Below are 23,558 nucleotides of genomic sequence, written 5' to 3'. Positions count from 1 at the left end.
ACGATGTTTTATTTCAACTGAAAAAAGCTGTGATATTAAACTGTTTTCTGTTTTTCAATTAATTCAGACAGCACTTGTTTAAAAACATCCACAGGTTGTGCGCCTGTTACTGCACTTTCTCTGTTGAATACAATGGTTGGTACAGAATTAACGCCTAAATCTTTCCAATAGGATTGTTTGCTTCGCACTTCTTTTTGCGCTTCTTCACTGTCTAATTTAGCTAATGCTTCTTCCGCATTTAATCCAACTTCTAGCAACGCTTGTTTTAAAATGTCTCTTTTAGAAACATCTTTGCGATCACTAAAAAATGCTTTCGTTAAATTCATTTGCAATTCGGTTTGTTTCCCGAATTCTTTGGCATATTCTAATATAATGTGCGCATCAAAAGTGTTTACCATTCGCATCTCATCAAAATAATCGAAAGTAAAACCAAGTTCATTCCCTATATCTGTCATATTTTGCTGCGATTCTTTTTGCTGCTCTATAGTAGAGCCATATTTTTCTGAAATATGTTCAGTTACATTCTGACCTTCAGCAGGCATATTTGGGTTTAGCTCAAAAGGTTGCCATTCTATTTCTATCTGATCTTGAATACCAAGTTCTGAAATTGCCTTTTCTAAACGTTTGTAACCAATGGTACACCAAGGACATACTACATCTGAAACGATATCTATTTTTAATTTATTTGTCATAATTTCTATTTATTGATGTTAGTTAACGAACCTTATTTTGTTTGTTGCGTTTATAATACAATTTAAAAGTATGTTCTGCTATTTGCTTATTACGTTCGTATTAATAAACTCCAATTCCTTGTTTTCATTTTTGCTGCTATTTAATTTGGACGACATATTTATAAGCATGGAGTTTACTATTCTGCTTTTGTTTAAGTCGGGATTCACAATGACTGCTTTATGGAACACACCTAAGGTTTCTCGATCTGAGTTTGGGTTGCTGTTGTTGATTAAAACAATTTTATACCTATCGTTTTTAAATGGTTTAACCTTGGTGATATATGGCGAAAGTAAAGATTCATCTTCTTTAAAAACTGGTGAAAAGTTTTTAAGATACCCTTCTGGAGCCATCCCGCTATAATTAGCATATTTATAATAATCTGCTAGGTATAATTCACTTTCTATTTCACTTGGCTCGTAGCCTAACATTAAAAATGATTGTTCTTCTGCATTATCTAAATGAAAAGGCGTGTTGACTTGTTGGTCAAAGCGAACAAGCCAATGATAGGTTAGTTCTTTGTTGAATTGTTTTAATGTGAATTTAGAAAGTTCTTTCTTTAATTCAACCATAATAGATCTAAGTTGAATGGAGTTTAGATCTTTTCCGAAGTCTAAATGAATAAATCCCGCAGTATCAACATTTGTCCGAAATACATTTTCGATACAATGTTTTGCGATATTTTGTATGTTTATCTCCGCTATTTCCACACTCATTTGGGTATTGTTATTTTTTAAAATCTTCTTCCGTTAGGTTATTATTGAACTTAATATCTGTCCAATTTACCTTTATCCACGGGGCATCAGTTACATCGGCTTCCCAAGTAGATTTTTTATAAATACGCTTTGTTGGAATTAAAAATCCGTCTATATTTTCATATTCAAGCTTCATCAAATTAGGATCCATCATGCCAAAATCTGCAACGGTAAACAGGAATTGATCAACCAGCGCTGTCTCTCGATTTATATAAAGTTGATACGTATCTGTGGGCTTTTTATCATTTGTATTGAAGGTTACTTTTACGATATCGTATTCGTTGCCATCTATTGCTTTTTCGCCTAAGTACTCGTATTTTATACCATCATCTAATAATTTCTGCATCATGGTAAACCAGTAAAAATTAGTGGGTCTATTAAAACGAACCCTTTTCATAAAGTCCTCCTCTGTTAAGCTTTCGCCGTTGTGTTTTAACCAGAATTCACTGCCGTTATAACCTTGCTCCATTAATCCTTCAAGCTGTGGTAATGTTCTTTCGTGTTGGTTATAAGCACCATAAGACAATTCTCCTTTAAATATATATTTCTCGGTTGCGACATCTTTTTTGCCATCTGGCGTTTGATAGGTGTAGGTATAAACAACATCCTTTTTTTCAAGAAGTTTATCGTAGTTACCTACTTTCTGAGCCATATTATATACTAATTCGTGACCTTTATTTTGAAAGTTTGGAACAGTTTCTTTTTGTGAATCTGCTTTGTTTTTATCAGTGTTGTTGCCACAAGACAATAACAATAAACTTAGAATACCAGTAAAAAATAATTTCATCGCTTTTGATTTAAAGATTGGTTTATTAATTTATTTGTAAGTTACCAGAATATCTGCTACTGCTTTTAAATCTGGTTGATCAATTTCTGTTTTTGGAGCAAGTGGAAATAATTGTTGTCCCGGTCTACCAATAAACGCGGCGCGCCAACCTGCCCACATAGCACCGGCAACATCCCATCCGTGTGCTGCAATAAGCATGCATTCTTCGGGTTTTATACCCATTTTACGTGCAGCCCAAGAGTAAGTGTCTGCAAAGGGTTTGAATTTTCCAACATCTTCAACACTTAGCCTTTCATCAAAATATTCAGTTAAACCAGCGCTTTCAAATTGTTTTTTAACCCCTTCATTTGATGAATTGGTAAACGATACTAATTTGTATCCATCTTCCTTTAATTGAGCTAGTGCGGCTTTAACTTCAGGATGGGCTGGAAGGCCACGTAATGAATTTAGTACTGTGTTTCGTGCTTCTGTTTCCGATATTGAAATATCATTATTTGCCGCAACCATTTGTAATGCGGCGGCTCCAATATTTCCAAAGTGCTCATACTGCCCACTCGCAGTAGTCACCAAAGAATATTGTAACATCGTTGTAAACCAAAGTGACAGTAGATCTTCCCTGCCATTTAAAGCTTCCCCAACCTGTTTTTTCATGCTGGTAAGATCTAAAAGAGTTTCGTTTACATCAAAAAACAATACTTTAGGTCGAACCTTAGTATCTAAATTACTTTGTTCTTTTGCTTGCACATTTCCTAAAGCCATACTAGGCATAATAATTCCTGATGCTCCCATAAGTCCTATATTTTTTATAAAGTTTCTTCTGTTGTTTGTCATTCTATTAAACCAAGATTGTTATTTATCTTTTTTAAAATGTTACAAGTTCACTTATTTGAAGTTCGCCGTCTACATTGCTGTAGTTTTTTACGTCGGCCGAAAAGACCTCTGCGTGTGGGCCAAATGAAGCTTGGAAAGTTGCAACATCATCAAACTTTAAGTGCGCAATTGCAACATACGGCGCTAATTCACCAGGAGTTTTACCTGCCAAACCTAAGTCTAATTCTAATCCTTTTAACGAATCGCCAAGTGCTTTAATAAGCATTGGCAAATGACTGTTTTTATAATATTCTGCATCAAACTTTACATCTTTGCTGTTTGGGTACATTACAGATACTTTTATCATAATTGTATGTTTTTAAATAGAATTTGATTTTAATATAATTAATAAACCTTCCGAATAAACGGAAGGTTTATTGCAACCAACAAACTGTGGTTTTGGGGATTAAGAAACCACATTTTCTTTAGACCAAGCAAACTTTTTAAAACCCTCATCTACAGGTGTTTTTGCAATATGGTTTGTATAATTACTTATGGTTTTTTGAGACAATCCTAAAATAATTTCTAAAACTTGTCTTTCGCCATAACCAGCAGCATAAAATGTATTTAATTCTTCTTCAGAAACGTTTCCACGATTGCGAACCATAGATAAAGTCATGGTGCGCAATGCTTCCAATTTAGGATTTTCAAGAGGCGTTTCGTTACGTAATGCTTCTGTTATAGTATCATCTACTTTCATCATTTTTGCAATTCCAGTATGTGCTGGAACACAATAATGACAAGAGTGCTCTACGTTTATAGATTGCCATACAACGGTTAACTCTTCTTCATTAAATGATGAGTTTACAAATAATTCGTGTAGTGTTTGGTAAGCTTCTAAAATTCCGGGCGCGCCAGCCAATACACCGTGTAAGCCTGGAATCATACCGTAAGCTTTTTGTGAATTTTCTAATAATTTTTTACTGCCTTCTGGTGCAGTTTCCATGTTGTGAACTTTTAAAGTTGTCATATTTTTTATTTTTATAATTATTATTAATAAACCAAACTAATGTTCGGTATTGGGTTAAATATTCTTGGTGTTTCGAGTATTATTCTAAAAATTTGAGACTAGGTCATCTACATATTTTTGAAACGTTCCTTCTCTAAATGTTTGATACAAGAGAATCATATCGGTATTCGATAAATGACTTGTAATTTGTGGGTTTTTAGCATCTAGATATTCTTCAAATTCATTTAGATTCTTAGAATTTTTTGAACCTCTACGGATTAGTTTAGTGAACTCTTTTTTTGTGAATATGTGTTGACCTATTTGATAGGTTTCTTCAGAGTTTGCTGCTATTTTCAAAAAATCACGATATTTAAAATTGTCTTGTGGAGCCACATCCATTGTGAAACTTGAAAGTGCATCTTTTTGCAAAACAACTTGCTCTTTATTAAGGTCGTTATTAGATATCGTGGTAGTATTTTGAGCAAATATGGATACCGAAGATATCATCAAGGATACTGTTAAGATTAAAGTTTTCATAGTGTAATTATTTAATGTTTATAAATTCCTAACCAAACGTTTAGTTTTAGGGTAAAAAAAATCTTTAAATATTGTGAAATGTCATTTCAATATAGTCTTCAATTTCTTGCTGACTGTTAACTCTTGTGGCGGCAGCTAAACCGTGTTTCGCTAATAATAAATAATTAGCTTGTTTTAATATTGTAGCTGCACCTTTAGTTGAATCCATTTTTAGTTTTTCGACGAATATTATTTTAAGGTTTTCCATAAACTCATTCATCTGCTCTCTAATAATTAGATCTTCACTTTGTGAAAATTCATTGTATGTATTCGTTACCAAGCAACCTTTCTGATTTCCTACTTGATGGCTAATATTTACCGAGTCATAAAAAAATTGTTTAATGTCTTCAACTCCTTTTGAGGCCTTTTGAAATTTTTCAAAAACGACCATTATTTTTTCCTTATAACATTTTAAGCTTTCCAAAAAGACGCCTTGTTTGCTGCCAAAACTTGAATATATTGAAAACTTGTTGATGCCCATCTCCTTCTCTAACGACTGCATGGAAGTGTTTTCATAACCATTACGCCAAAACAAATGCATTGCCTTGTCAATAACTTCAGATTCTATATATTCTTTTTTACGTGCCATTTTTAACTATTTTCCTTTCGTGAAAGCGATGTCTATTTTAATACAAGACAAAACTAAACAATTGGTTAGTTATAAAAAAGATTTTAACTTTCTTTTGTGTTTCATGGTTATGTGAAGAATTATAGATGCTAACAATAATTAGTTAATCCTAAACCCCAAGTCAAGTTGAAAATTTCATTTAGATTAGCGATACACCTTCTATTTTGAGACAATAGTCTTAGGCTTCCACCACCCGACATATTTGTTTTTTGGTTAATTAAAAAAACGTCTATAATAGTTATACCTACTTTTATTTTAATGTAATAAATATATAGTCGGTTATTTCCAATGAATCTTAATTAAAATATTGACTTTTTGCCAGAATATATTAAATCAATAGAAAAAGTTTTGCCCGCTCTTGATTATCTCTAAGGAAAGTCATTTTTAAAAAAGTCTGTCAGTAATCTAAAAAGTTGATTGTGTTAAAAATTTCATAAAAAACAGCCTATTACAAATGGATTTTAAAATATACTTTGAAAAAGTAAATTTAACTTTCAAATAAAATTTCAAAACGAAATATAGATTTTTAACAATTATCGGCAATATTCTGCAATTATATTCTTAAACTACACATAATTATGTTTATGTAAATATTGCGAATACTTCAATAAAACACACTTAAATCAAGTTTTTATTGTTTTTTTATCATCAAAATTTAAATATATTTGGTTAAAACATTAACTAAACACAATTATATTTATGAAACATTTTTTACTATCATTTTGTGCAATAGGCTTGTTTACATTTAGTGGTTATTCACAAGATCTACCACAACAAACTACAGATGCGAACGGCAAAGTCTATTTTAAAACACTCCCTCAGTCTAGAAGTATTCTCGAAAATGAAGAACAGAGAATAAATACCATTGATTTAGACTGGAGCAATACAGATCATAATGTATCTGAAAACCCGACTGTAGATTCTTGGAATCCGAGAATGAGTGTTACCAACGATGGGACTGCGCATATTGTTTATAACGACAATCACGCAAACGGCTTGCAAAAAATTATGTATAGAATGAAAGATCCAAGCGGTACCTGGTCAACACCAATATTTGTAGATAAAGGCGGAGAAATTGGTGATAGAAATAACCACTTTCCAACTGTTCTTGCTACCGAAAATGGCGATGTTCATGCTACGTATAATGTTTGGGCTTTTGAAAATGTACGTAATTATATTGGTTATTCTTACTATAATGCAGCTACGGATACATGGAATGATGGTGTTAAGGTTTCAGATCTTGGTGGTACCGTAAACCATAATAGCGGCAGACATGAAATTTTTACAACTAGCGACAATCTACCGGTAGTAGTTTGGGGTTGGGACAATCGCGAAAATGGAACTGAAGAAGAAATTTACTTATCATATTTTGACGGTACAACCTGGTCTGCAGACATAGCTGTATCTGATCTTAATGATGGCTTTAATGCAGGTGCTCCCTACGTAGAAAACTTAGGAGGTGGAAAAACAATGATTCTTTTTACACAAGACATAAGTGGCGGGAAAGAGCTAGGTTACAAAATTTATGATGAAACCACTCACGATTTAACCAGCTTCAAAACTTTACCAATAACCAATGCTACAGGCTTAAATTATAGTATAGCATCTTCTGGTAATGATGACGTAACAGTACTTACATTACATTCTGAATTAGCTCCAATACGAGCTTCTTTCACAATCTATAAGTATGATAGTACTGCAGATTTATTTGAAGTTACTTCTGACCCATTTGAGATTGATGCACCTAATGGAAATATTAAAAGAATAGATTTAGATTGTGATGCAGATGGTAACTGTGGAATTGTTTACACAGACCTTTATGCAGACGAAAATATGTTTATGTCCTACAACGACGCAGACGGATTTAGCGTTCCTTTCCAAATTAACAATGAAGACCCTTCATTGATAGGTCCTTCTTGCGAATTTGATGGTGACGGAAATTTACATGTAGTTTGGAACGATAAACGTTTTGATGATGGAGTAGATTTTGACGAAAGAGAAGTTTTTTATGAAATGGGAGGTAATACAGTTCTTAGTGTAAATTCTTATGATAATTCATCATTGTCAATCTTCCCTAATCCATCAAGAGGTGGATTTAATATTCAAACTCAAGATAGCTACACATTAACCATATTCGATTTATTGGGCAGAACTATTGCAACGCAAGAGATATCTGGACCAACAACAATCAATACAATACATAATCCCGGTACTTATATTTTACAATTTACTGGAAACGATAAGAGTATCGTGAAAAAAGTGATTATACAATAATTTATTTGTTCATTTGTTAAGTAAGAAAGACCGTTACACTTGTGTATCGGTCTTTTTGTTTTAGCTAGAATAAAACTGTAAACTAATTTACAACCACTTCTTCCTTTTAAAATACCAAATCATTCCAAAAAACACTAAAATCATTGCACCCCAGAGGTAATAGTAACCGTATCTGAAGTGGAGTTCGGGAATATGGTCAAAGTTCATCCCGTAAATTCCTGCCATAAAGGTTAGCGGTATAAATATGGAGGCCATAATGGTAAGCACCTTCATTACTTCGTTCATTTTGTTGCTAATGGTGGTCATATACATATCCATTAGTCCCCAAATCATTTCACGATATATTTCTACGCTTTCGTTTACTTGAATAATATGATCGTATAAATCTCGAATGTATTTATTTGTGCGTTCTTCAATAAGCGGTGATTCTATTTTTTCCAATCGGTTAACCACCTCGCGCAAGGGAACTACCGCTTTTCTAATTTTCAGGATCTCCTTTTTCAGTTCTTGAATTTCCTCCGTAATGTTAGGATCTTCTTTATTGTCGAAAAGTTTATCTTCCAGCAATTCTACTTTATTGCTTAAAAATTCAACCACAGTGAAATAATTATCTACTACGGCATCAAGAATGGCAAACATTAAATAGTCTGAACCCAATCCGCGAATGCGGCCTTTTCCGTGTTCCAAACGCTCCCGCAGATCGCCGAACACATCGCCTTCCGCTTCCTGAAATATTAAAACATAATCTTTGCCCATTACGAGACTTATATGCTCGTTTGTAAGTTGTTCATTATCATAATGCAACATTTTAAAAACGATAAACAGGTAATCTTCATACTCATCAATCTTGGGCCGCTGATAGGTACTTACAATATCTTCCTGAATAAGCGGGTGTAGCTCAAAATGATTTCCGAGGGTAATAATATCATCTGTGTTGCTTAAACCGTTTACATTTATCCACGTAATATTAGTAGAATCCTCGTAATTAAAGGCCTCTTCTATGTTGTTTGTTTCAAAACGATGATAGTGTTCTTTGGAATAATCTATTATATCGAGCTCTGTAACCGTAGTCGTTTTTTTCCCCGTATAACTCACGGTTCCAGGGGAAAGGTTTTTGGCTCTTTTGGGTTCTATTTTAGTAGTTTGAGTCTTTTTTCTTCTTTTTGCAGCCATAAAAAAGTGAATTATATTTTTTAAAGGTAGGAAAAAAGTAGAAGGTTTATTCTGCTTTATGGCGCTGCTGAAGAATTTTTTCTATATCGTTTAACGTAAAACCTTTTGCCTGAAGCAAGATCAGGTAATGAAAAAGCAAATCTGCACTTTCATTTAGAAAGAGATCATCATTATCGTCTTTTGCTTCAATCACCACTTCTACTGCCTCCTCGCCTACTTTCTGCGCTATTTTATTGATGCCTTTTCTGAAAAGAGAAGCAACGTAACTATCTTCATTTTCAGCAGTTCCTTTTCTATTTTGTATAATGCTTTCCAACTCCGAAATAAAGCCAAAATCTGAAACATTATTTTCCTGCCAGCAAGTATCGGTTCCTTTGTGGCAAACGGGCCCCGTGGGATTCACCTTTATTAAAAGCGCATCATTATCGCAGTCAACCGCAATAGAAACAAGATTTAAAAAGTTACCACTTTCCTCTCCTTTTGTCCAAAGTCTTTGCTTACTTCTGCTGAAAAAAGTAATCTTTTTTGACTGATTGGTTTTCAAAAATGCTTCTTCATTCATATAACCAAGCATCAACACTTTATTTGTTAAATTATCCTGAATTATTGCGGGAACAAGCCCATCGCTGTATTTTTTAAAATCTATTTTCATACTAGTTATATTCTAACAGGAATACCCTGTGATTTTAATTCTTTTTTTAATTCTGAAATCGTAATTTCTTTAAAGTGAAAAACGCTGGCAGCCAAAGCGGCATCTGCCTTTCCTTCAACAAAAGTATCGGTAAAATGTTGGACGCTTCCCGCACCTCCAGAGGCGATTATGGGAATATTTAATTCTGTTGAAAGTTTCGCCAAAGCTTCATTCGCAAAACCATTTTTAGTACCATCGTTGTCCATAGAGGTGAAAAGAATTTCTCCCGCGCCTCGCTGTTCAACTTCTTTAGCCCAATCAAACAAATCTAATTCGGTAGGTATCTTCCCTCCTACCAAATGCACAATCCATTTGCCGTCAATCTGTTTTGCGTCAATGGCAACCACAATGCACTGCGATCCAAACTTTGAAGCCAGTTCGTTTATCAGCTGCGGATTTTTTACTGCCGAGGAATTTATCGATACTTTGTCAGCTCCGTTATTGAGGAGTATTTCCACATCTTCCATCGATGAAATACCGCCGCCCACTGTAAAAGGAATATTTATGGTTTCTGCCACTTTCAAAACTAAATCAGCCAATGTTTTTCTGCGTTCTTCGGTTGCTGAAATGTCTAGAAATACCAATTCGTCCGCGCCATTTTCGGAATAAAATTTTGCAAGTTCTACAGGATCACCAGCATCCCGCAAATCGAGGAAATTGATTCCTTTTACGGTTCTTCCGTTTTTAATATCTAGGCACGGTATTATTCGTTTACAAAGCATTTAAAATATAATTTTGGAGTTGTTTTAAACTTATTCTGTTTTCATAAATAGCTTTTCCAATTATCACACCTTCACATCCTATTTCTGCAAGTTTGGGAAGTTCATCGAAGGTTGAAATTCCGCCGGAGGCAATTAGTTTGATTCCGCTGCTATTAGGTCTTCGACTGCGCTCAGACTGACATTGGTTAATTATTTTTTTATATAAATCAAAGGATGGGCCTTGTAACATTCCATCTTTACTAATGTCTGTGCATATTACATAGCTTACACCTTCTTCAATGTATTTCTGAATAAAAGGAATTAAGTCTTCATCTGAATTTTCCATCCAACCACTGATTGCTACTTTTTCGTCCTTGGCATCCGCGCCCAAAATAATTTTTTCACTTCCGAATTTTTGCAACCAACTTTTAAAAGTTTTTGGGTCTTTCACAGCAATACTGCCGCCAGTGATTTGGTTGGCGCCACATTCAAAGGCAATTCGCAAATCTTCATCTGTTTTTAAACCACCTCCAAAATCAATTTTTAGTTTGGTATTGGAGGCTATTTCTTCCAAAATTTTATGGTTTACTATGTGCTTGCTTTTTGCGCCATCCAAATCTACCAAATGCAAATATTGAATTCCGTGTGCTTCAAACTGTTTGGCAACCTCCAAAGGGTTTTCGTTATAGATTTTTTTTGTGCTGTAATCGCCCTTTGAAAGTCGAACGCACTTACCGTCTATAATGTCTATTGCTGGTATTATTCTCATTTTTAGATATTGGATTTTAGACGTTAGATTTTAGATTTAAAAAATTCTTCAGAATTTGCTCGCCGGCAGTGCTGCTTTTTTCGGGGTGAAATTGCACGCCGTAAAAATTGTCCTTTTGTAAAGCCGTTGTGTATTGAACGTCATATTCTGAAGTTGCAATGGCTTCTTTACATAGCGGTGCGTAATAACTATGCACCAAGTACATAAATTCGTTTTCTGCAACATTTTGAAACAGCTCTGATTTCAGATTTTGGATTTGGTTCCACCCTATTTGCGGCACTTTTACGGTGTTTGAAAATCGAACTACATCCACATTAAAAACACCCAAACCTTTCGTATTTCCTTCTTCGGAAGCATTACAGAGCAATTGCATCCCTAAACAGATTCCTAAAACGGGTTGTTTTAAAGTGGGAATTACTTTATCCAAACCCGAAGCTTTCAACTTTTGCATCGCGCTACTTGCCTCGCCTACACCGGGGAAAATCACTTTTTCTGCATTTCTAATTTCATCTTCGTTGTCAGTTAAAATAGCTTCCACACCTAAACGTTTCAAGGCAAACTTTATACTTTGAATATTCCCCGCTCCGTAATTAATAATAACTATTTTCATTTATAACATTCCTTTGGTTGACGGCAGAATCATTTTTTCAGCATCACGTTTTACTGCCATTTTGATTGCTTTTGCAAAGGTTTTGAAGATTGCTTCAATCTTGTGGTGTTCATTGGTTCCTTCTGCTTTAATGTTTAGGTTTGCCTTTGCACCATCGGTAAAGCTTTTGAAGAAATGGTAAAACATTTCTGTTGGCATATTGCCAATCATTTCGCGCTTAAAATCTGCATCCCAAACCAGCCAATTTCGTCCGCCGAAGTCAATTGCAACTTGTGCTAAGCAGTCATCCATCGGCAAACAAAAACCGTAGCGCTCCATTCCCAATTTATCGCCCAATGCATTATTGAAAACTTCGCCCAAAGCAATTGCCGTGTCTTCGATGGTGTGGTGTTCATCCACTTCCAAATCGCCTTTTACGGTGATTTCTAGGTCCATTTGCCCATGTCGTGCCAATTGGTCCAGCATGTGGTCAAAAAATGCAATTCCTGTACTTATAGCGCTTTTGCCAGTTCCATCTAAATTCAATTTTATTGAAATATCGGTTTCATTGGTTTTTCTTTGAATTTTAGAAACCCTCTGCTTCAGTTTTAAAAACTCATAAATTTGTTGCCAATCGTTAGTCTCTAAAGCAATGTATTGCTGAAGTTCTTCAGCCTTTATTGATATTTCCGAAGTTCCCAAATTTGTATTATCATTAATGAAAATTCCTTTGGCACCAAGGTTTTTAGCGAGTTCTATGTCTGTTAACCTATCGCCAATTACAAAGGAATTTTCAAGGTCGTATTCCTCTGAAAAGTATTTTTTCAACAAACCGGTTTCGGGTTTTCTCGTAGCGGCTTTTTCATGCAGAAACGTACGGTCGATTAAGACCTCACTGAAACGCACTCCTTCATTTTCAAATGATTTCATTATAAAATTATGCACTGGCCAAAAGGTCTCTTCGGGAAAAGAATCTGTTCCCAAGCCGTCTTGGTTGGTGATCATAACCAATTCAAAATTTAGCTCCTTGGCGATTTTTCCGAGATAGGTGAACACTTTCGGGTAAAAAATCATTTTATCAAAAGCATCAATTTGTTCGTCGACGGTTTCTTTTATAATTGTGCCGTCGCGATCTATAAAAAGTACACGTTTCTTCATCATTTCAATGTTTTTAGTGTGGCGATTAGTTTTTCATTTTCTGAAGTTGTGCCAATGGTTATTCGTAGTGTATTCTCACAAAGCGGCTGCGAACTTCTGTTTCGTACCACAATGCCATTTTCCAACAATTGTGAGTAGCGTTTATCTGCATCATCTACTTTTATGAGGATGAAATTCGCATCTGTTGGATATATTTTCTCAATAAAATCTACTTTTACTAAAGCTTTAAGTAATTGCCCCTTTGCCTCTATTAATGATTTAACATCGGTTTTAACTTTAGTATTGTTCTGCAGTTGTTCAATTGCAGTTATCTGAGTAAGTTTATTGATATTATAGGGAGGTTTTATTTTGTTTAAAACCGCAATTATTTCTGCGGAAGCATAACAAATTCCTAGTCGAATTCCCGCCAAACCGTATGCTTTAGACAAAGTTTGGGTAACAATTAAATTGGGGAATTCGCTTAGTTTTGAAATCCAACTTTCCGCATTTGCAAAATCGATATATGCTTCATCAATTATCACTAATCCCTTAAAATTGTTGAGCAAGCTCATTATCCTTTTGGTAGAAATTAAATTACCCGTTGGGTTGTTGGGAGAACAAATGAATAATAGCTTGGTGCGCGTATCTGCAGTTCTTGAAATTTCGTCCATATCTGGCTGAAAATCTGAATCTAGCAACACTTCCCTATTTTCAATATCGTTCAAATTAGCCAAAACGTTATACATACCGTAGGTTGGCGGCAGCGTAATTACGTTGTCTCTGGCTGGTTCGCAAAACGCTCGGAAGATTAAATCGAGTACTTCATCGCTACCATTACCCAATAGCATTTGATCCACCGGAATGTTCTTTTGCTTTGAAAGAATGTTTTTCAATTGTCGCTGCTGCGGATCGGGATAACGATTTACGTCAGTTTCAAAAGGATTTTCATTCGCATCGAGAAATATCATTTCGCGGTCAAAATCTTTAAATTCATCACGCGCCGAGCTGTATGGCTTCATTTTGGCCACATTTGGACGGATGAGGGATTGTATGTCAAATTTGTTTGTCATATTCTTATATTTTAAAATCACGACCCTTCGCCTGCGCTCAGGGTGACAGCGTATTAAACCAGGTAATTATTTTAAACTATTCAATCTTAAGGTCACAGCGTTTTTATGAGCCTGTAAACCTTCGGCTTCTGCCATTGTTTCTATAGCCTTGCCTATGTTTTGGATTCCTTTTTTAGAAATTTTTTGAAAGGTCATGTTTTTCAAAAAACTGTCTAGATTTACACCACTATATTGCTTTGCATAACCATTGGTTGGTAAAGTGTGATTGGTGCCCGAAGCATAGTCACCAGCGCTTTCAGGCGTGTAATTTCCAATAAATACAGAACCTGCATTTTGAATGTTTTCTGTAAAAAAATCTTCTTCCTTTGAAATTACAATAAAGTGTTCCGGAGCGTATTCATTAATAAGATTGATTGCTTGTGTATTGTACTCAACCAATATCAGTTTTGAATTTTCAATAGCTTTCGCCGCAGTTGCGTTACGCGGTAAAACCTGAAGTTGTTTTTCAATCTCTTTTTCTACTGAAATCATAAGTTTTTCCGAAGTTGTAACCAGAATTACCTGGCTGTCTGCGCCGTGTTCCGCTTGTGATAAAAGGTCTGAAGCAACAAAGGAAGCATTGCCTGTTTCGTCAGCAAAGACCAACAATTCCGAAGGACCTGCAGGCATGTCTATTGCTACGCCGTATTTGGTTGCAATCTGTTTTGCAACAGTTACAAACTGATTTCCCGGTCCGAATATTTTATACACCGAAGGAACCGTTTCAGTGCCAAAAGTCATAGCCGCGATGGCTTGAATTCCTCCGATTTTAAAAATTTTGGTAACGCCACACAACTTGGCGGTATATAAAATTGCGGGGTTGATATTGCCAAGTTTATCGGGTGGTGTACAGAGAACAATTTCCTTGCATCCCGCAATGTTTGCGGGAATAGCCAACATTAAAACCGTTGAAAACAAAGGCGCAGATCCCCCAGGAATATACAATCCCACCTTTTGAATAGGCCGTTTTTCTTGCCAACAAACCACACCTTCGGTAGTTTCTACAGTAATTCTCTCGGTTTTTTGAGAACTGTGAAATTTTTCGATGTTTGCTTTTGCCAGATTAATTGCGCCTTTCAATTCATTTGAAACCTCTTTTTCAGCAGCAGCAATTTCTTCATTTGAAACTAATAGATTTTCAATAGAAATACCATCAAAAAGCTGGGTGTATTTCTTTACAGCCGCATCACCTTTTGTTTTTACTTCTGAAAATATTTCGTTTACCGTGGCTTCAATATCGGCTATGGTTTGGGTGGGTCTTTTTAGAAGAGCACTCCAAGTTTCAGGTTTCGGGTTATATATTTTATTCATCTTAATTAATTCAAATTCGTCGTTCGTATTTCGTCGCTCAAAATATCATTTTTTCAATTGGGCAAACTAGAATTCCTTCGGCTCCAGCTGCTTTAAGCTCTTCAATTACTTCCCAAAAAGTATCTCTATTTACAACCGAATGAATACTGCTCCAGCCCTCCTCGGCCAATGGTAGCAACGTTGGACTTTTAACGCCCGGAAGAATTTTAATAATCTCTTCAATCTTATCGTTTGGAGCATTTAGAAGCACATAACGCGAATCGCGACCTTGCAAAACCGATTGGATTCTGAAGTAAAGTTTATTCAGGATTTTACTGCTGTCGTCTGTAATAGTTGGGGAAACAGCCAAAACGGCTTCACTTTTTAAGATAACTTCCACCTCTTTTAAATTGTTTTTAAAAAGAGTGCTGCCGCTGCTCACTATATCGCAAATAGCATCTGCCAGCCCAATATTGGGCGCTATTTCTACACTTCCATTAATTATGTGAAGCTCTGCCTCAACTCCTTTTTCTTTTAGATAATTTCGAGTGGTTTCTGGGTAGCTTGTAGCAATTCTTTTTCCGTTGAAATCTTCAATAGAATTGTATTTGACATTTTTTGGGACGGCTAGTGAAACTTTACATTTTGAAAAGCCCAAACGACCCACAATTGAAATTTCATTGCCTTTTTCAACTAAAAGATTTTCACCAATAATGGCACAATCCACCACGCCATCTTTTAAATATTGCGGAATATCGCCATTGCGTAAATAATAGATTTCTAACGGAAAATTGGATGCCGAAGCTTTTAACTGTTCGCGACCATTGTCTATATAAATCCCACAATCCTTTAGCAAGGCAAGCGATTCGTCGTGAAGACGCCCTGATTTTTGTACTGCTATTTTTAATTTTTTCATTTTTTGAAATGTTATTTAGTTGAGTTTTGGGCACAAAAAAACCCGTTTGATTGCTCAAACGGGTTTTGAATATTGTTAAGTTATACAACAGTCATATCACCTCGCAGGAGCGTGGAAAAGAATATGATTATGATGTAATACTGTTTTGTTCATAATTGTGAGGACAAAACTAAACAAAAATTCTGTTTAACAAACTGTGAATATAAAAATTTAACGCTTTATTAATTTTTGATGCAAATTCTTTACTTTCACCCAAGCAATTGTGAACTGCTGAAAAATCAATACATCTTATGCATTTAGCCACCCTCGACTGGATAATTATTATTTCATTTTTTATAATTTTTATTGCAATTGGTTTGATTGTAGCAAAACAATCTGGGAAAGACTCAAAATCCTTTTTTCTCTCTGGTAGAAATATGCCTTGGTGGTTGCTGGGGGTAAGTATGGTAGCTACAACATTTGCGGCCGATACGCCTAACTTTGTTGCTGGCGTTATTAGAGAAGATGGCGTTTTTGGAAACTGGATTTGGTGGAGTTTTCTATTAACGGGTATGTTGACCGTATTTTTCTATGCCAAATTATGGCGAAAAAGTGGTATAACAACAGATTTAGAGTTTTATGAATTACGCTATAGCGGTAAAAGTGCTGCATTTTTAAGAGGCTTTCGCGCTATTTATCTGGGCGTATTTTTCAATATAATAATTATGGCAAATGTTTGCTTGGCCGCAATTAAAATTGGTCACGTAATGTTTGGACTATCATCTTATCAAGTATTGTTAATTGCTTCGCCCGTAGTAGTTATTTACTCAGCTTTTGGTGGTTTAAAAGGGGTATTATTAACAGACTTTGTACAATTCATTATTGCGATGGTGGGAAGTATTTGGGCAACTATTTATATTGTAAACATGCCTGAAATTGGAGGAATTGAAAAACTCCTCTCCACCCCTGCTGTTGCTGCAAAAACAGCAATGCTTCCCGACTTTTCAAAACCTGAATTATTAATTCCGTTGCTCATTGTTCCACTTGCGGTGCAATGGTGGAGCGTTTGGTATCCCGGCGCAGAACCCGGTGGTGGAGGTTATATTGCGCAAAGAATGTTAGCCGCAAAAGATGAAAAACACGCTACCTATGCAACACTATTTTTCAATTTTGCACATTATGCACTTAGACCGTGGCCTTGGATAATAATTGGATTGGCATCTATTATTATATTTCCAAATCTTGAAAGTTTACAAGCAGCTTTTCCTAATTTGAATCCTGCTTTTGTGAAAAACGATTTATCGTATCCTGCAATGCTAACATTTTTACCAGCTGGATTGCTGGGAATTGTAATTACATCCCTAATAGCTGCGTTTATGAGTACAATTTCAACGCATTTAAACTGGGGAAGCTCCTATGTAGTGAATGACTTTTATGTTCGGTTTCTTCGGAAAGGTGCCACAGATAAAGAACAAGTAACAGTTGGAAGAATTTCGACCGTTGTAATGATGATTTTTGCGGCTTTGCTGGCCCTGGTTTTAGAAGAAGCACGCGATGGTTTTAATCTGCTACTTTCTATTGGAGCCGGTACCGGCTTACTCTTTATTCTACGCTGGTTTTGGAGCAGAATAAACCCATACAGTGAAATTGCTGCGATGTTAATTTCTTTTGTAATTGCTGCCTTCTTCTTTATAAATGGAAAAATGGATACACCAATGGTAGAAATGGCTGGTCACTGGCAATTGGTTGTGGGAGTTGTGGTAACTACAATTGGGTGGGTACTTGTAACATTAATGACTAAACCGTCAAAAGCAGAAACGCTGAACAGTTTTAATAGCCTGATCTTTGGAAATGAATCTAAGTTTAAAGGTTTTGGAATGAAGATTCTCGGGTTCTTTGCTGGTGTAGTTGGTGTTTATTGCTCTTTGTTTGCCATCGGAAATTTTATTTACAGCAACAATATTTTGGCGTCTATATTAACGGCTGTAGCTGTTATTTGCGGATTAGTGATTATAAAATCGTTTCAGAAGACGCAGTTGTAAGGTCAAAAGGCTTTAAATTGTTTTATATCAGTTCTACTTAATACGCAGGATTAATTTTCACTAAATGGTATGCTATGCTCAACAAATACTCTGTCAAGCTCAGAAATCAGCTTATCAAATTTGTCAACGTTAATTATTTCCAATGAGTGTAAGTGATAAAACATTGCATACTGAAATTCATAATTCAAATTCGGATTCACTTTTTCAAATCTTTTTGCTAAGTATTTATTCCTTCGTTTGAATAATTCTTGAATAAATGAATCCATTTCTTTTTTTGAAGGATCATTTTTATAAAATTCAATTCCTTCATAGTCGGTACACCTTAGAACGGTAGATGCCATTTTGAAATTAAAAACTCCAAAAGCTCCACCAAAAAGAAATATTAGTATTGCTCCGTATATTTTTTCCAAGCTTTCTATGTCGTATATTTTTAGAACTAAAAAAGAAAATATTATTAAAACAAAAAGAACAATAATTAATAAATAATGAATGGGATTAAACTTTAATGCAACGAACTCATTCGTTATATTTTCAAATGGAATAATTCGATTGCTATTTCCAAATGAACTATGCTCAGAAATCTTTAATCCATTTTCTTGAATGAGAAATATTCTTTTCTCTCCTCTATGATCTTGTTCTAATCTCAATTTTTCTTGTTATTTCCTAATTTAGATGTATATGCGCTGTAAGGTTTCTCGGCAAGAACCTCTACAAATAAGAACTGGCTTTGGAAAATCCGAAGGATTTTCCATGTAAAGATCGACCAAGCCATAGCTTATACACCATGTTGCCACAGTTTTTATTCGCTCTCTCTTTCAAAAATTATCTTTCCACGCACTTTAAAATCAGATTCGCTCAATATTCTTCCTAGTTCTATTATCTCAACAATCGAATCATTTTTATCATATTTATATTCGTTCATAAACTCAACAAATTCGTTTGGGTTTGTTCCTTGGTTTAAAGAACTGTCTATTTTTATATAGAGTTTGCCTTTGTCGTTATACTCAAACTTTGTTTTCATTCTATGATTTCCACTAAAAACCCAATTTTCAATTATTGGTCGATTTATAGAATCGTATTGAAATTCAGAGATTTTAGGTTCCGTATTTCGTTCCGCAACCATTCTCTTTTTAATGATTCCGTTTTCAAATTCTTGTGTGATAGTTCTAAAGTTAGTTTTAGTTTCAATTAGATTTTTTTCCGAATTATATTTATATGATTGAAGTGTGTCTATTTTTTCACGTTTCTCAATGATGTATTTTAATAAGCCATTTCTATCGTATATATAATTTTGTGTGTTGAGTTTGGCTGTTCCATTTCTACTTTTATCGATTGATTCGGTTTTTTCAATCCGATTTTCGTTATAGTAGTAGATGTAAAACTGAATGTTATTATAATTAATTAATCGGTTTTTCGAATCGTAACTTTTAAATGATTTTCGCTCACGATAAACAGAATCTTTTTTTGTCAAGGATTTTTCCGTTGTCCAAATCCGATAATTTTCTTTTGCCTCAAATTCTGCAATCAGTTTATCTACTTCCAAATTCCCGCAAGAAGATAAAATCAGGGTTAAAAATGTTATGGTTAGTAGTTTTTTCAAATTGTGGGCAACATGTATATATACGCCAATTCACTCCGCGCTTTTCCACATCAATTAATCTCAAATATAGAAAAAGAAAACAATAATCAAATAATAGGAAGGTTTAAAGCGGCGACGTATAAAAACCATTTTAAACCCAACAAAATATTTCCCATAAAAAAACCCTCCATCAAGGAGGGTTTTAAAATTATATATAGTGGGTCTCGCCTGCGCTCGACCAGACAGTGGGGTTAGTTATTCCCTAAAATTAGGGGCATTCCGCTGTCGCCTGAACCAATTACGATTACTTTAGAATTGGGTGATTTTGATAGCTCTAACGTTGCATCAATACCTTTATCCTGTAGCACTTTATCTGTAAGAGACGCGCTCAAAATAGCATTCGCATCTGCTTTACCTTGGGCTTCAATTCGCACTTTCTGCGCTTCTTTAGTAGCTTTTTCCAATCGGAATTCATATTCCAATGATTCCTGCTCTTGGCGGAGTTTGCGTTCGATAGCGTCCTTAATGGCTGCCGGCAATGTTACATCGCGAACCAATATTTCATTCAACTGAATATATTGTTTGTCCAAGATTTTTTTCGTTTCCTCAAAAATCTCTGTTTGTATAGCATCACGCTTAGTAGAATAAAGTTGTTCTGGCGTATAACGCCCAACAACGCTTCTTGCGGCACTACGTATTGCGGGTTGAATAACACGCTGTAAATAGTTTTCACCTTTCTCTTGGTGAAGTTTTGCAACATCAGTCGCAATTGGCTGATACCAAGCAGAGGCATCAAGCTTTATTTCAAGTCCGTTAGAAGATAGCACTTGCATCTTCTCGCTTAGTTCCTGTTGACGTACTTCGTAAACTGTAACTCTGTTCCAAGGAGCGATAATATGAAAACCTTCGCCTAGTGGTGGTTCGTCAGTTACCACACCGTTGCCAAAAGTTTCATAAAGCACTCCGGCGTGTCCAGAGCTAATAGTTACAGAAGATTTTGCTACTAAAATAATCAGCAAAATAACTCCTACGATTACGGGTATTGTGAGTTTGGGTAATTTTTCCATTGTATACTTTTTCTATTAATTAATTATTAGATGAGTCCGTTATATTTTCTGATAAACCATTCTGCAGCGAGGGCAAGAACGATAAGCAAGAGGAGATATTTCCAATCCAGCAAAGGTACTACTTTTTGTTCGCTTCTTTCAACGTTTTGGTAGTTAGTATTTGTAACTAATGCATTAATTAATGAATCGCTTTGTGTTGAAAAATAAGCTATTCCGTCTGTATTTTTTGCAAGTCTGCGAAGCTTCGATACATCGGCGTTAAGGAATTGTTGTTCCACATTAAATTCCAAAATAGTGAAATTACCACTGCTTGAAACAGCTTCATTTAAAACTGAAACCGTGTAATTATATTCCCCTGCCGGAAGATTGTTTAAGTCTACTTCGTAATAATTGTTTCGCAAAAGCATAGGAAAAACTGTTTGCTTATCGGTTTCCGTATTTTTTACTGTAATGTTTAGCGAAGCGCGATTGTCGAAAACATAATTTTTGTCGAAATACTGGGCGGAAATTTTTATTGGATTGTTATTGTAATAGAATGTTTCCGAAGAAACCTCCAGCCTACTTCGGCGTTTATTTGAAGCTAAATACTGAACAAGATTTCCTATAAAATCGTCGAAACTTTGGAAGCTTTCTGTTTCCAGAAAACTACGGGCTCGCCATCGCCAAAAGCCTTCACCATCCCAGATTGCGTCTCGTTTGCCGTTTATTTCCATGGTAGCAAGCAGCGGATTGCCATTCGCAATGCCACTTACGGTCTGTTCCAGCATAATTTCGTTGGGAACAGTAATAGTCAAGGCGCCAAATTCCGTATGCAGTGGCGGGAAATTATTAAAACCAATATCTTCTACCGCAAAAGTGCCGTAATTACTATTCAATTCAGCTTGAATATCGTCGCTTTGATTGGAAGCTTCTTTGTTGAAATTATCTTGTGCCCCGTTCACAAAATACCAATCTGTATGCAATCCTGAAATTATCCAAGTGTTTTTATTGGCCTTTTCGATTTCTGCAAAAACCGAAGCAAAACTTCTGTCGGGCTGATACAGAATTACAAGTTGAAAATCGTTTAAAAGGCTGGCAGCTTCCGCAGGACTTTTAAAAGTAATGGTGCGTCGTTCGTTTGTGATTATCGCTTTTTTAAGGGCGCCCAAATCTGGGTGGCTAATTTTGCTAACTACCAACACATTTGTTGCCTGATCTATTACTTCAACGGCGAACTGCTTACTATTGTTTGTTTTGTTTTTTTCATCCGCGAGCGGAAGTATTTGCGCGGTATACTTTTGAAGTCCGACGGAATTTGCCGAAAGCGTAAAATTTAAAGTTTTTGAAGATTCATTTTCAGAAAATGAAACATTTGTTCGGTAAACAGTTGCTGCACCTTGAGTAACGACAAATTCAGAGTTTACGGGGTTTGTGCCGCTATAATTTAAAATAACTTCAACAGGAAATTGGTTTTTTAGAAAAGCGTACCTATTGGTGTTTAACTGCTCAATTTTTAGGTCGGTGTATTTTATTGAATCCCCCAGAATTACTGGGTAGATTTCATTTTTGAAATTTGCTGAAGAAAATTCGTAATCTGAGCCAAGGGTTTGGTTACCATCGGTAATTAAAATTGTTGGCGCAGTTTGACTTTTGAAAAGTTCGTTTACGGAAGAAAGCGCTTTGGAAATATTGGTGTTCTTTTCATTAAAAGGAAGGGAATCGCTTTCGCGGAAATCACTTCCGAAGGAATAATATGAAACATCAAATTTATCGTTTAGCTCACTATTCGCTTTTAGTTTTTGAAGTAATTGGGAAACATTTTCTGTTTCGTTCAACTCCCCTATTGAGGCTGAATTGTCAATTAAAACAGGCAGTTTCGGCTTTTCAATGGTATAAGTTTCGCTTTTAAATTTTGGATTGATAAGTAAAAGCAGAATAGAAAATATCGTTACAAATCGCAATCCACCCAAAATCCATTGTAGAGAGCCTTTTTGTTTAGACCTATAGCCATACATAAAAACCGCCAGAGCAGCTGATAGTACTCCGGCGAGAATTACATAAAGAATGGTTTCTGTAGTCAATTATAAGGTTATGATTTGTGGTTGGTTTAGGTTGCAGGTTTAATTCAGTACAATTTCACATTACTGCATACTGTTACTGAACACTGATCACTGAACACTTTTTAAGTATGCATTCCTCCATCAACGTGCAACACTTGCCCTGTAACATAAGCAGATAAATCGCTAGCAAGGAAAACACAAGCGTTTGCAATATCTTCGGGAGTTCCGCCGCGTTTTAACGGAATACCGTCACGCCAGCTTTGTACAGTATCTTGGTCTAGTTTACCTGTCATTTCAGTTTCGATAAATCCGGGTGCAATTACGTTGCAACGAATGTTTCGTGAGCCTAATTCTAAAGCCACCGATTTTGAAAAACCAATAATACCAGCCTTTGAAGCTGCATAATTGGTTTGTCCTGCGTTGCCTGTTACGCCCACAATAGAACTCATATTAATTATTGAGCCTTTGCGTTGCTTAAGCATGGTACGCTGCACTGCCTTGGTCATATTGAAAACCGACTTGAGGTTTACCTCTATTACTTTGTCGAAATCGTCTTCGGAAATACGCATCAACAGATTGTCTTTAGTTATTCCGGCGTTGTTTACGAGAATATCAATACTTCCGAAGTCTTTCATAACTTCCTCCGCTAATTTTTGTGATTCGTCAAAAGAAGCTGCGTCACTTTTATATGCTTTTGCTTTTACGCCTGTTTTTGAAACTTCGTCCGCCAAAGCGTTTGCAGCTTCCGCCGAAGAGCTATATGTAAAAGCTACATTAGCGCCGTGTTGTGCAAATATTTCAACAATTCCTTTTCCTATTCCGCGGCTTCCGCCGGTGATGATTGCTGTTTTTCCTTCTAATAATTTCATATTAAAGTCAATTTTTTAATTGGTCAAATTTAAATACCTA

At 35.6% G+C, this 23,558-nt stretch carries 24 protein-coding genes; 2 read left to right on the top strand and 22 right to left on the bottom strand.

The window, feature by feature from the left end:
- Positions 1 to 35: 35 nt before the first annotated feature.
- The 8 genes from AC3RVF_RS14935 to AC3RVF_RS14900 form a co-directional block, all read right to left on the bottom strand.
- Positions 36 to 692 (bottom strand): DsbA family oxidoreductase, encoded by a 657-nt coding sequence (locus AC3RVF_RS14935; protein WP_489693690.1) that lies wholly within the window; start codon positions 690 to 692, stop codon positions 36 to 38.
- A 78-nt stretch (positions 693 to 770) separates the two neighbouring features.
- On the bottom strand, positions 771 to 1,445 hold the full coding sequence (locus AC3RVF_RS14930; protein ID WP_489690036.1) for a hypothetical protein: 675 nt from the start codon (positions 1,443 to 1,445) through the stop codon (positions 771 to 773).
- Positions 1,446 to 1,455: 10 nt separating this feature from the next.
- Positions 1,456 to 2,271, bottom strand: coding sequence for a hypothetical protein (locus tag AC3RVF_RS14925; protein WP_489693689.1), 816 nt, complete (start codon positions 2,269 to 2,271; stop codon positions 1,456 to 1,458).
- A gap of 30 nt (positions 2,272 to 2,301) precedes the next feature.
- Positions 2,302 to 3,060 (bottom strand): haloacid dehalogenase type II, encoded by a 759-nt coding sequence (locus AC3RVF_RS14920; protein WP_489693688.1) that lies wholly within the window; start codon positions 3,058 to 3,060, stop codon positions 2,302 to 2,304.
- Between the two features lie 73 nt (positions 3,061 to 3,133).
- Positions 3,134 to 3,448 (bottom strand): EthD family reductase, encoded by a 315-nt coding sequence (locus AC3RVF_RS14915; protein WP_489690039.1) that lies wholly within the window; start codon positions 3,446 to 3,448, stop codon positions 3,134 to 3,136.
- Positions 3,449 to 3,547: 99 nt separating this feature from the next.
- Positions 3,548 to 4,111: a carboxymuconolactone decarboxylase family protein gene (locus tag AC3RVF_RS14910; protein WP_489690040.1), complete on the bottom strand. Its 564-nt coding sequence runs from the start codon at positions 4,109 to 4,111 to the stop codon at positions 3,548 to 3,550.
- Between the two features lie 84 nt (positions 4,112 to 4,195).
- The gene (locus AC3RVF_RS14905; protein ID WP_489693687.1) at positions 4,196 to 4,597 is read right to left on the bottom strand and encodes a hypothetical protein; all 402 of its coding nucleotides are present in this window, start codon (positions 4,595 to 4,597) and stop codon (positions 4,196 to 4,198) included.
- Positions 4,598 to 4,691: 94 nt separating this feature from the next.
- Positions 4,692 to 5,255 carry a TetR/AcrR family transcriptional regulator gene (locus AC3RVF_RS14900; protein ID WP_489693686.1) on the bottom strand — a complete coding sequence of 188 codons (564 nt, stop codon included), beginning with the start codon at positions 5,253 to 5,255 and terminating at the stop codon, positions 4,692 to 4,694.
- 738 nt (positions 5,256 to 5,993) lie between these two features.
- Here AC3RVF_RS14900 and AC3RVF_RS14895 point away from each other — a divergent pair.
- Complete coding sequence (locus AC3RVF_RS14895; RefSeq protein WP_489693685.1) at positions 5,994 to 7,568, top strand: T9SS type A sorting domain-containing protein; 1,575 nt, start codon at positions 5,994 to 5,996, stop codon at positions 7,566 to 7,568.
- 87 nt (positions 7,569 to 7,655) lie between these two features.
- Here the strand turns inward: AC3RVF_RS14895 and corA are convergent, their stop codons facing one another.
- The 9 genes from corA to hisG all read right to left on the bottom strand — a co-directional run bounded on the left by corA (position 7,656) and on the right by hisG (position 15,943).
- Complete coding sequence (corA, locus tag AC3RVF_RS14890) at positions 7,656 to 8,741, bottom strand: magnesium/cobalt transporter CorA (RefSeq protein ID WP_489690044.1); 1,086 nt, start codon at positions 8,739 to 8,741, stop codon at positions 7,656 to 7,658.
- 46 nt (positions 8,742 to 8,787) lie between these two features.
- Positions 8,788 to 9,393, bottom strand: coding sequence for a bifunctional phosphoribosyl-AMP cyclohydrolase/phosphoribosyl-ATP diphosphatase HisIE (gene hisIE, locus AC3RVF_RS14885; RefSeq protein ID WP_489693684.1), 606 nt, complete (start codon positions 9,391 to 9,393; stop codon positions 8,788 to 8,790).
- A gap of 5 nt (positions 9,394 to 9,398) precedes the next feature.
- Positions 9,399 to 10,154, bottom strand: a complete 756-nt coding sequence (gene hisF / locus AC3RVF_RS14880; RefSeq protein WP_489690046.1) for an imidazole glycerol phosphate synthase subunit HisF — start codon at positions 10,152 to 10,154, stop codon at positions 9,399 to 9,401.
- The gene (hisA, locus tag AC3RVF_RS14875) at positions 10,144 to 10,902 is read right to left on the bottom strand and encodes a 1-(5-phosphoribosyl)-5-[(5-phosphoribosylamino)methylideneamino]imidazole-4-carboxamide isomerase (protein ID WP_489690047.1); all 759 of its coding nucleotides are present in this window, start codon (positions 10,900 to 10,902) and stop codon (positions 10,144 to 10,146) included. The genes hisF and hisA overlap by 11 nt, the downstream gene beginning before the upstream one ends.
- 16 nt (positions 10,903 to 10,918) lie before the next feature.
- A complete protein-coding gene (gene hisH / locus AC3RVF_RS14870; protein WP_489693683.1) occupies positions 10,919 to 11,512 on the bottom strand; it encodes an imidazole glycerol phosphate synthase subunit HisH in 594 nt (197 codons plus the stop codon).
- On the bottom strand, positions 11,513 to 12,649 hold the full coding sequence (gene hisB / locus AC3RVF_RS14865) for a bifunctional histidinol-phosphatase/imidazoleglycerol-phosphate dehydratase HisB (protein WP_489693765.1): 1,137 nt from the start codon (positions 12,647 to 12,649) through the stop codon (positions 11,513 to 11,515).
- Positions 12,649 to 13,698 carry a histidinol-phosphate transaminase gene (gene hisC / locus AC3RVF_RS14860; RefSeq protein ID WP_489693682.1) on the bottom strand — a complete coding sequence of 350 codons (1,050 nt, stop codon included), beginning with the start codon at positions 13,696 to 13,698 and terminating at the stop codon, positions 12,649 to 12,651. Before hisC ends, hisB begins: the two co-directional genes overlap by 1 nt.
- 66 nt (positions 13,699 to 13,764) lie before the next feature.
- Complete coding sequence (gene hisD / locus AC3RVF_RS14855) at positions 13,765 to 15,048, bottom strand: histidinol dehydrogenase (RefSeq protein ID WP_489693681.1); 1,284 nt, start codon at positions 15,046 to 15,048, stop codon at positions 13,765 to 13,767.
- Between the two features lie 37 nt (positions 15,049 to 15,085).
- A complete protein-coding gene (gene hisG, locus AC3RVF_RS14850) occupies positions 15,086 to 15,943 on the bottom strand; it encodes an ATP phosphoribosyltransferase (protein ID WP_489690051.1) in 858 nt (285 codons plus the stop codon).
- 290 nt (positions 15,944 to 16,233) lie between these two features.
- Here hisG and AC3RVF_RS14845 point away from each other — a divergent pair, with 290 nt between their 5' ends.
- A complete protein-coding gene (locus AC3RVF_RS14845) occupies positions 16,234 to 17,964 on the top strand; it encodes a sodium:solute symporter family protein (RefSeq protein WP_489690052.1) in 1,731 nt (576 codons plus the stop codon).
- A 50-nt stretch (positions 17,965 to 18,014) separates the two neighbouring features.
- On the opposite strand, the gene AC3RVF_RS14840 is transcribed toward AC3RVF_RS14845, so the two are convergent.
- From AC3RVF_RS14840 to fabG, 5 genes are all read right to left on the bottom strand, one after another.
- Positions 18,015 to 18,611, bottom strand: a complete 597-nt coding sequence (locus AC3RVF_RS14840) for a hypothetical protein (RefSeq protein ID WP_489690053.1) — start codon at positions 18,609 to 18,611, stop codon at positions 18,015 to 18,017.
- Between the two features lie 152 nt (positions 18,612 to 18,763).
- Positions 18,764 to 19,507, bottom strand: a complete 744-nt coding sequence (locus AC3RVF_RS14835; RefSeq protein WP_489690054.1) for a hypothetical protein — start codon at positions 19,505 to 19,507, stop codon at positions 18,764 to 18,766.
- Between the two features lie 287 nt (positions 19,508 to 19,794).
- Complete coding sequence (locus AC3RVF_RS14830; protein WP_489690056.1) at positions 19,795 to 20,610, bottom strand: prohibitin family protein; 816 nt, start codon at positions 20,608 to 20,610, stop codon at positions 19,795 to 19,797.
- Positions 20,611 to 20,636: 26 nt separating this feature from the next.
- A complete protein-coding gene (locus AC3RVF_RS14825) occupies positions 20,637 to 22,670 on the bottom strand; it encodes a vWA domain-containing protein (protein ID WP_489690057.1) in 2,034 nt (677 codons plus the stop codon).
- Between the two features lie 101 nt (positions 22,671 to 22,771).
- Positions 22,772 to 23,518, bottom strand: coding sequence for a 3-oxoacyl-[acyl-carrier-protein] reductase (gene fabG, locus AC3RVF_RS14820; protein ID WP_489690058.1), 747 nt, complete (start codon positions 23,516 to 23,518; stop codon positions 22,772 to 22,774).
- Positions 23,519 to 23,558: the final 40 nt, after the last annotated feature.

The sequence above is a fragment of the Aequorivita sp. IT1183 genome, from assembly GCF_058068265.1.
This window is presented reverse-complemented; position numbering and strand designations above follow the sequence as displayed.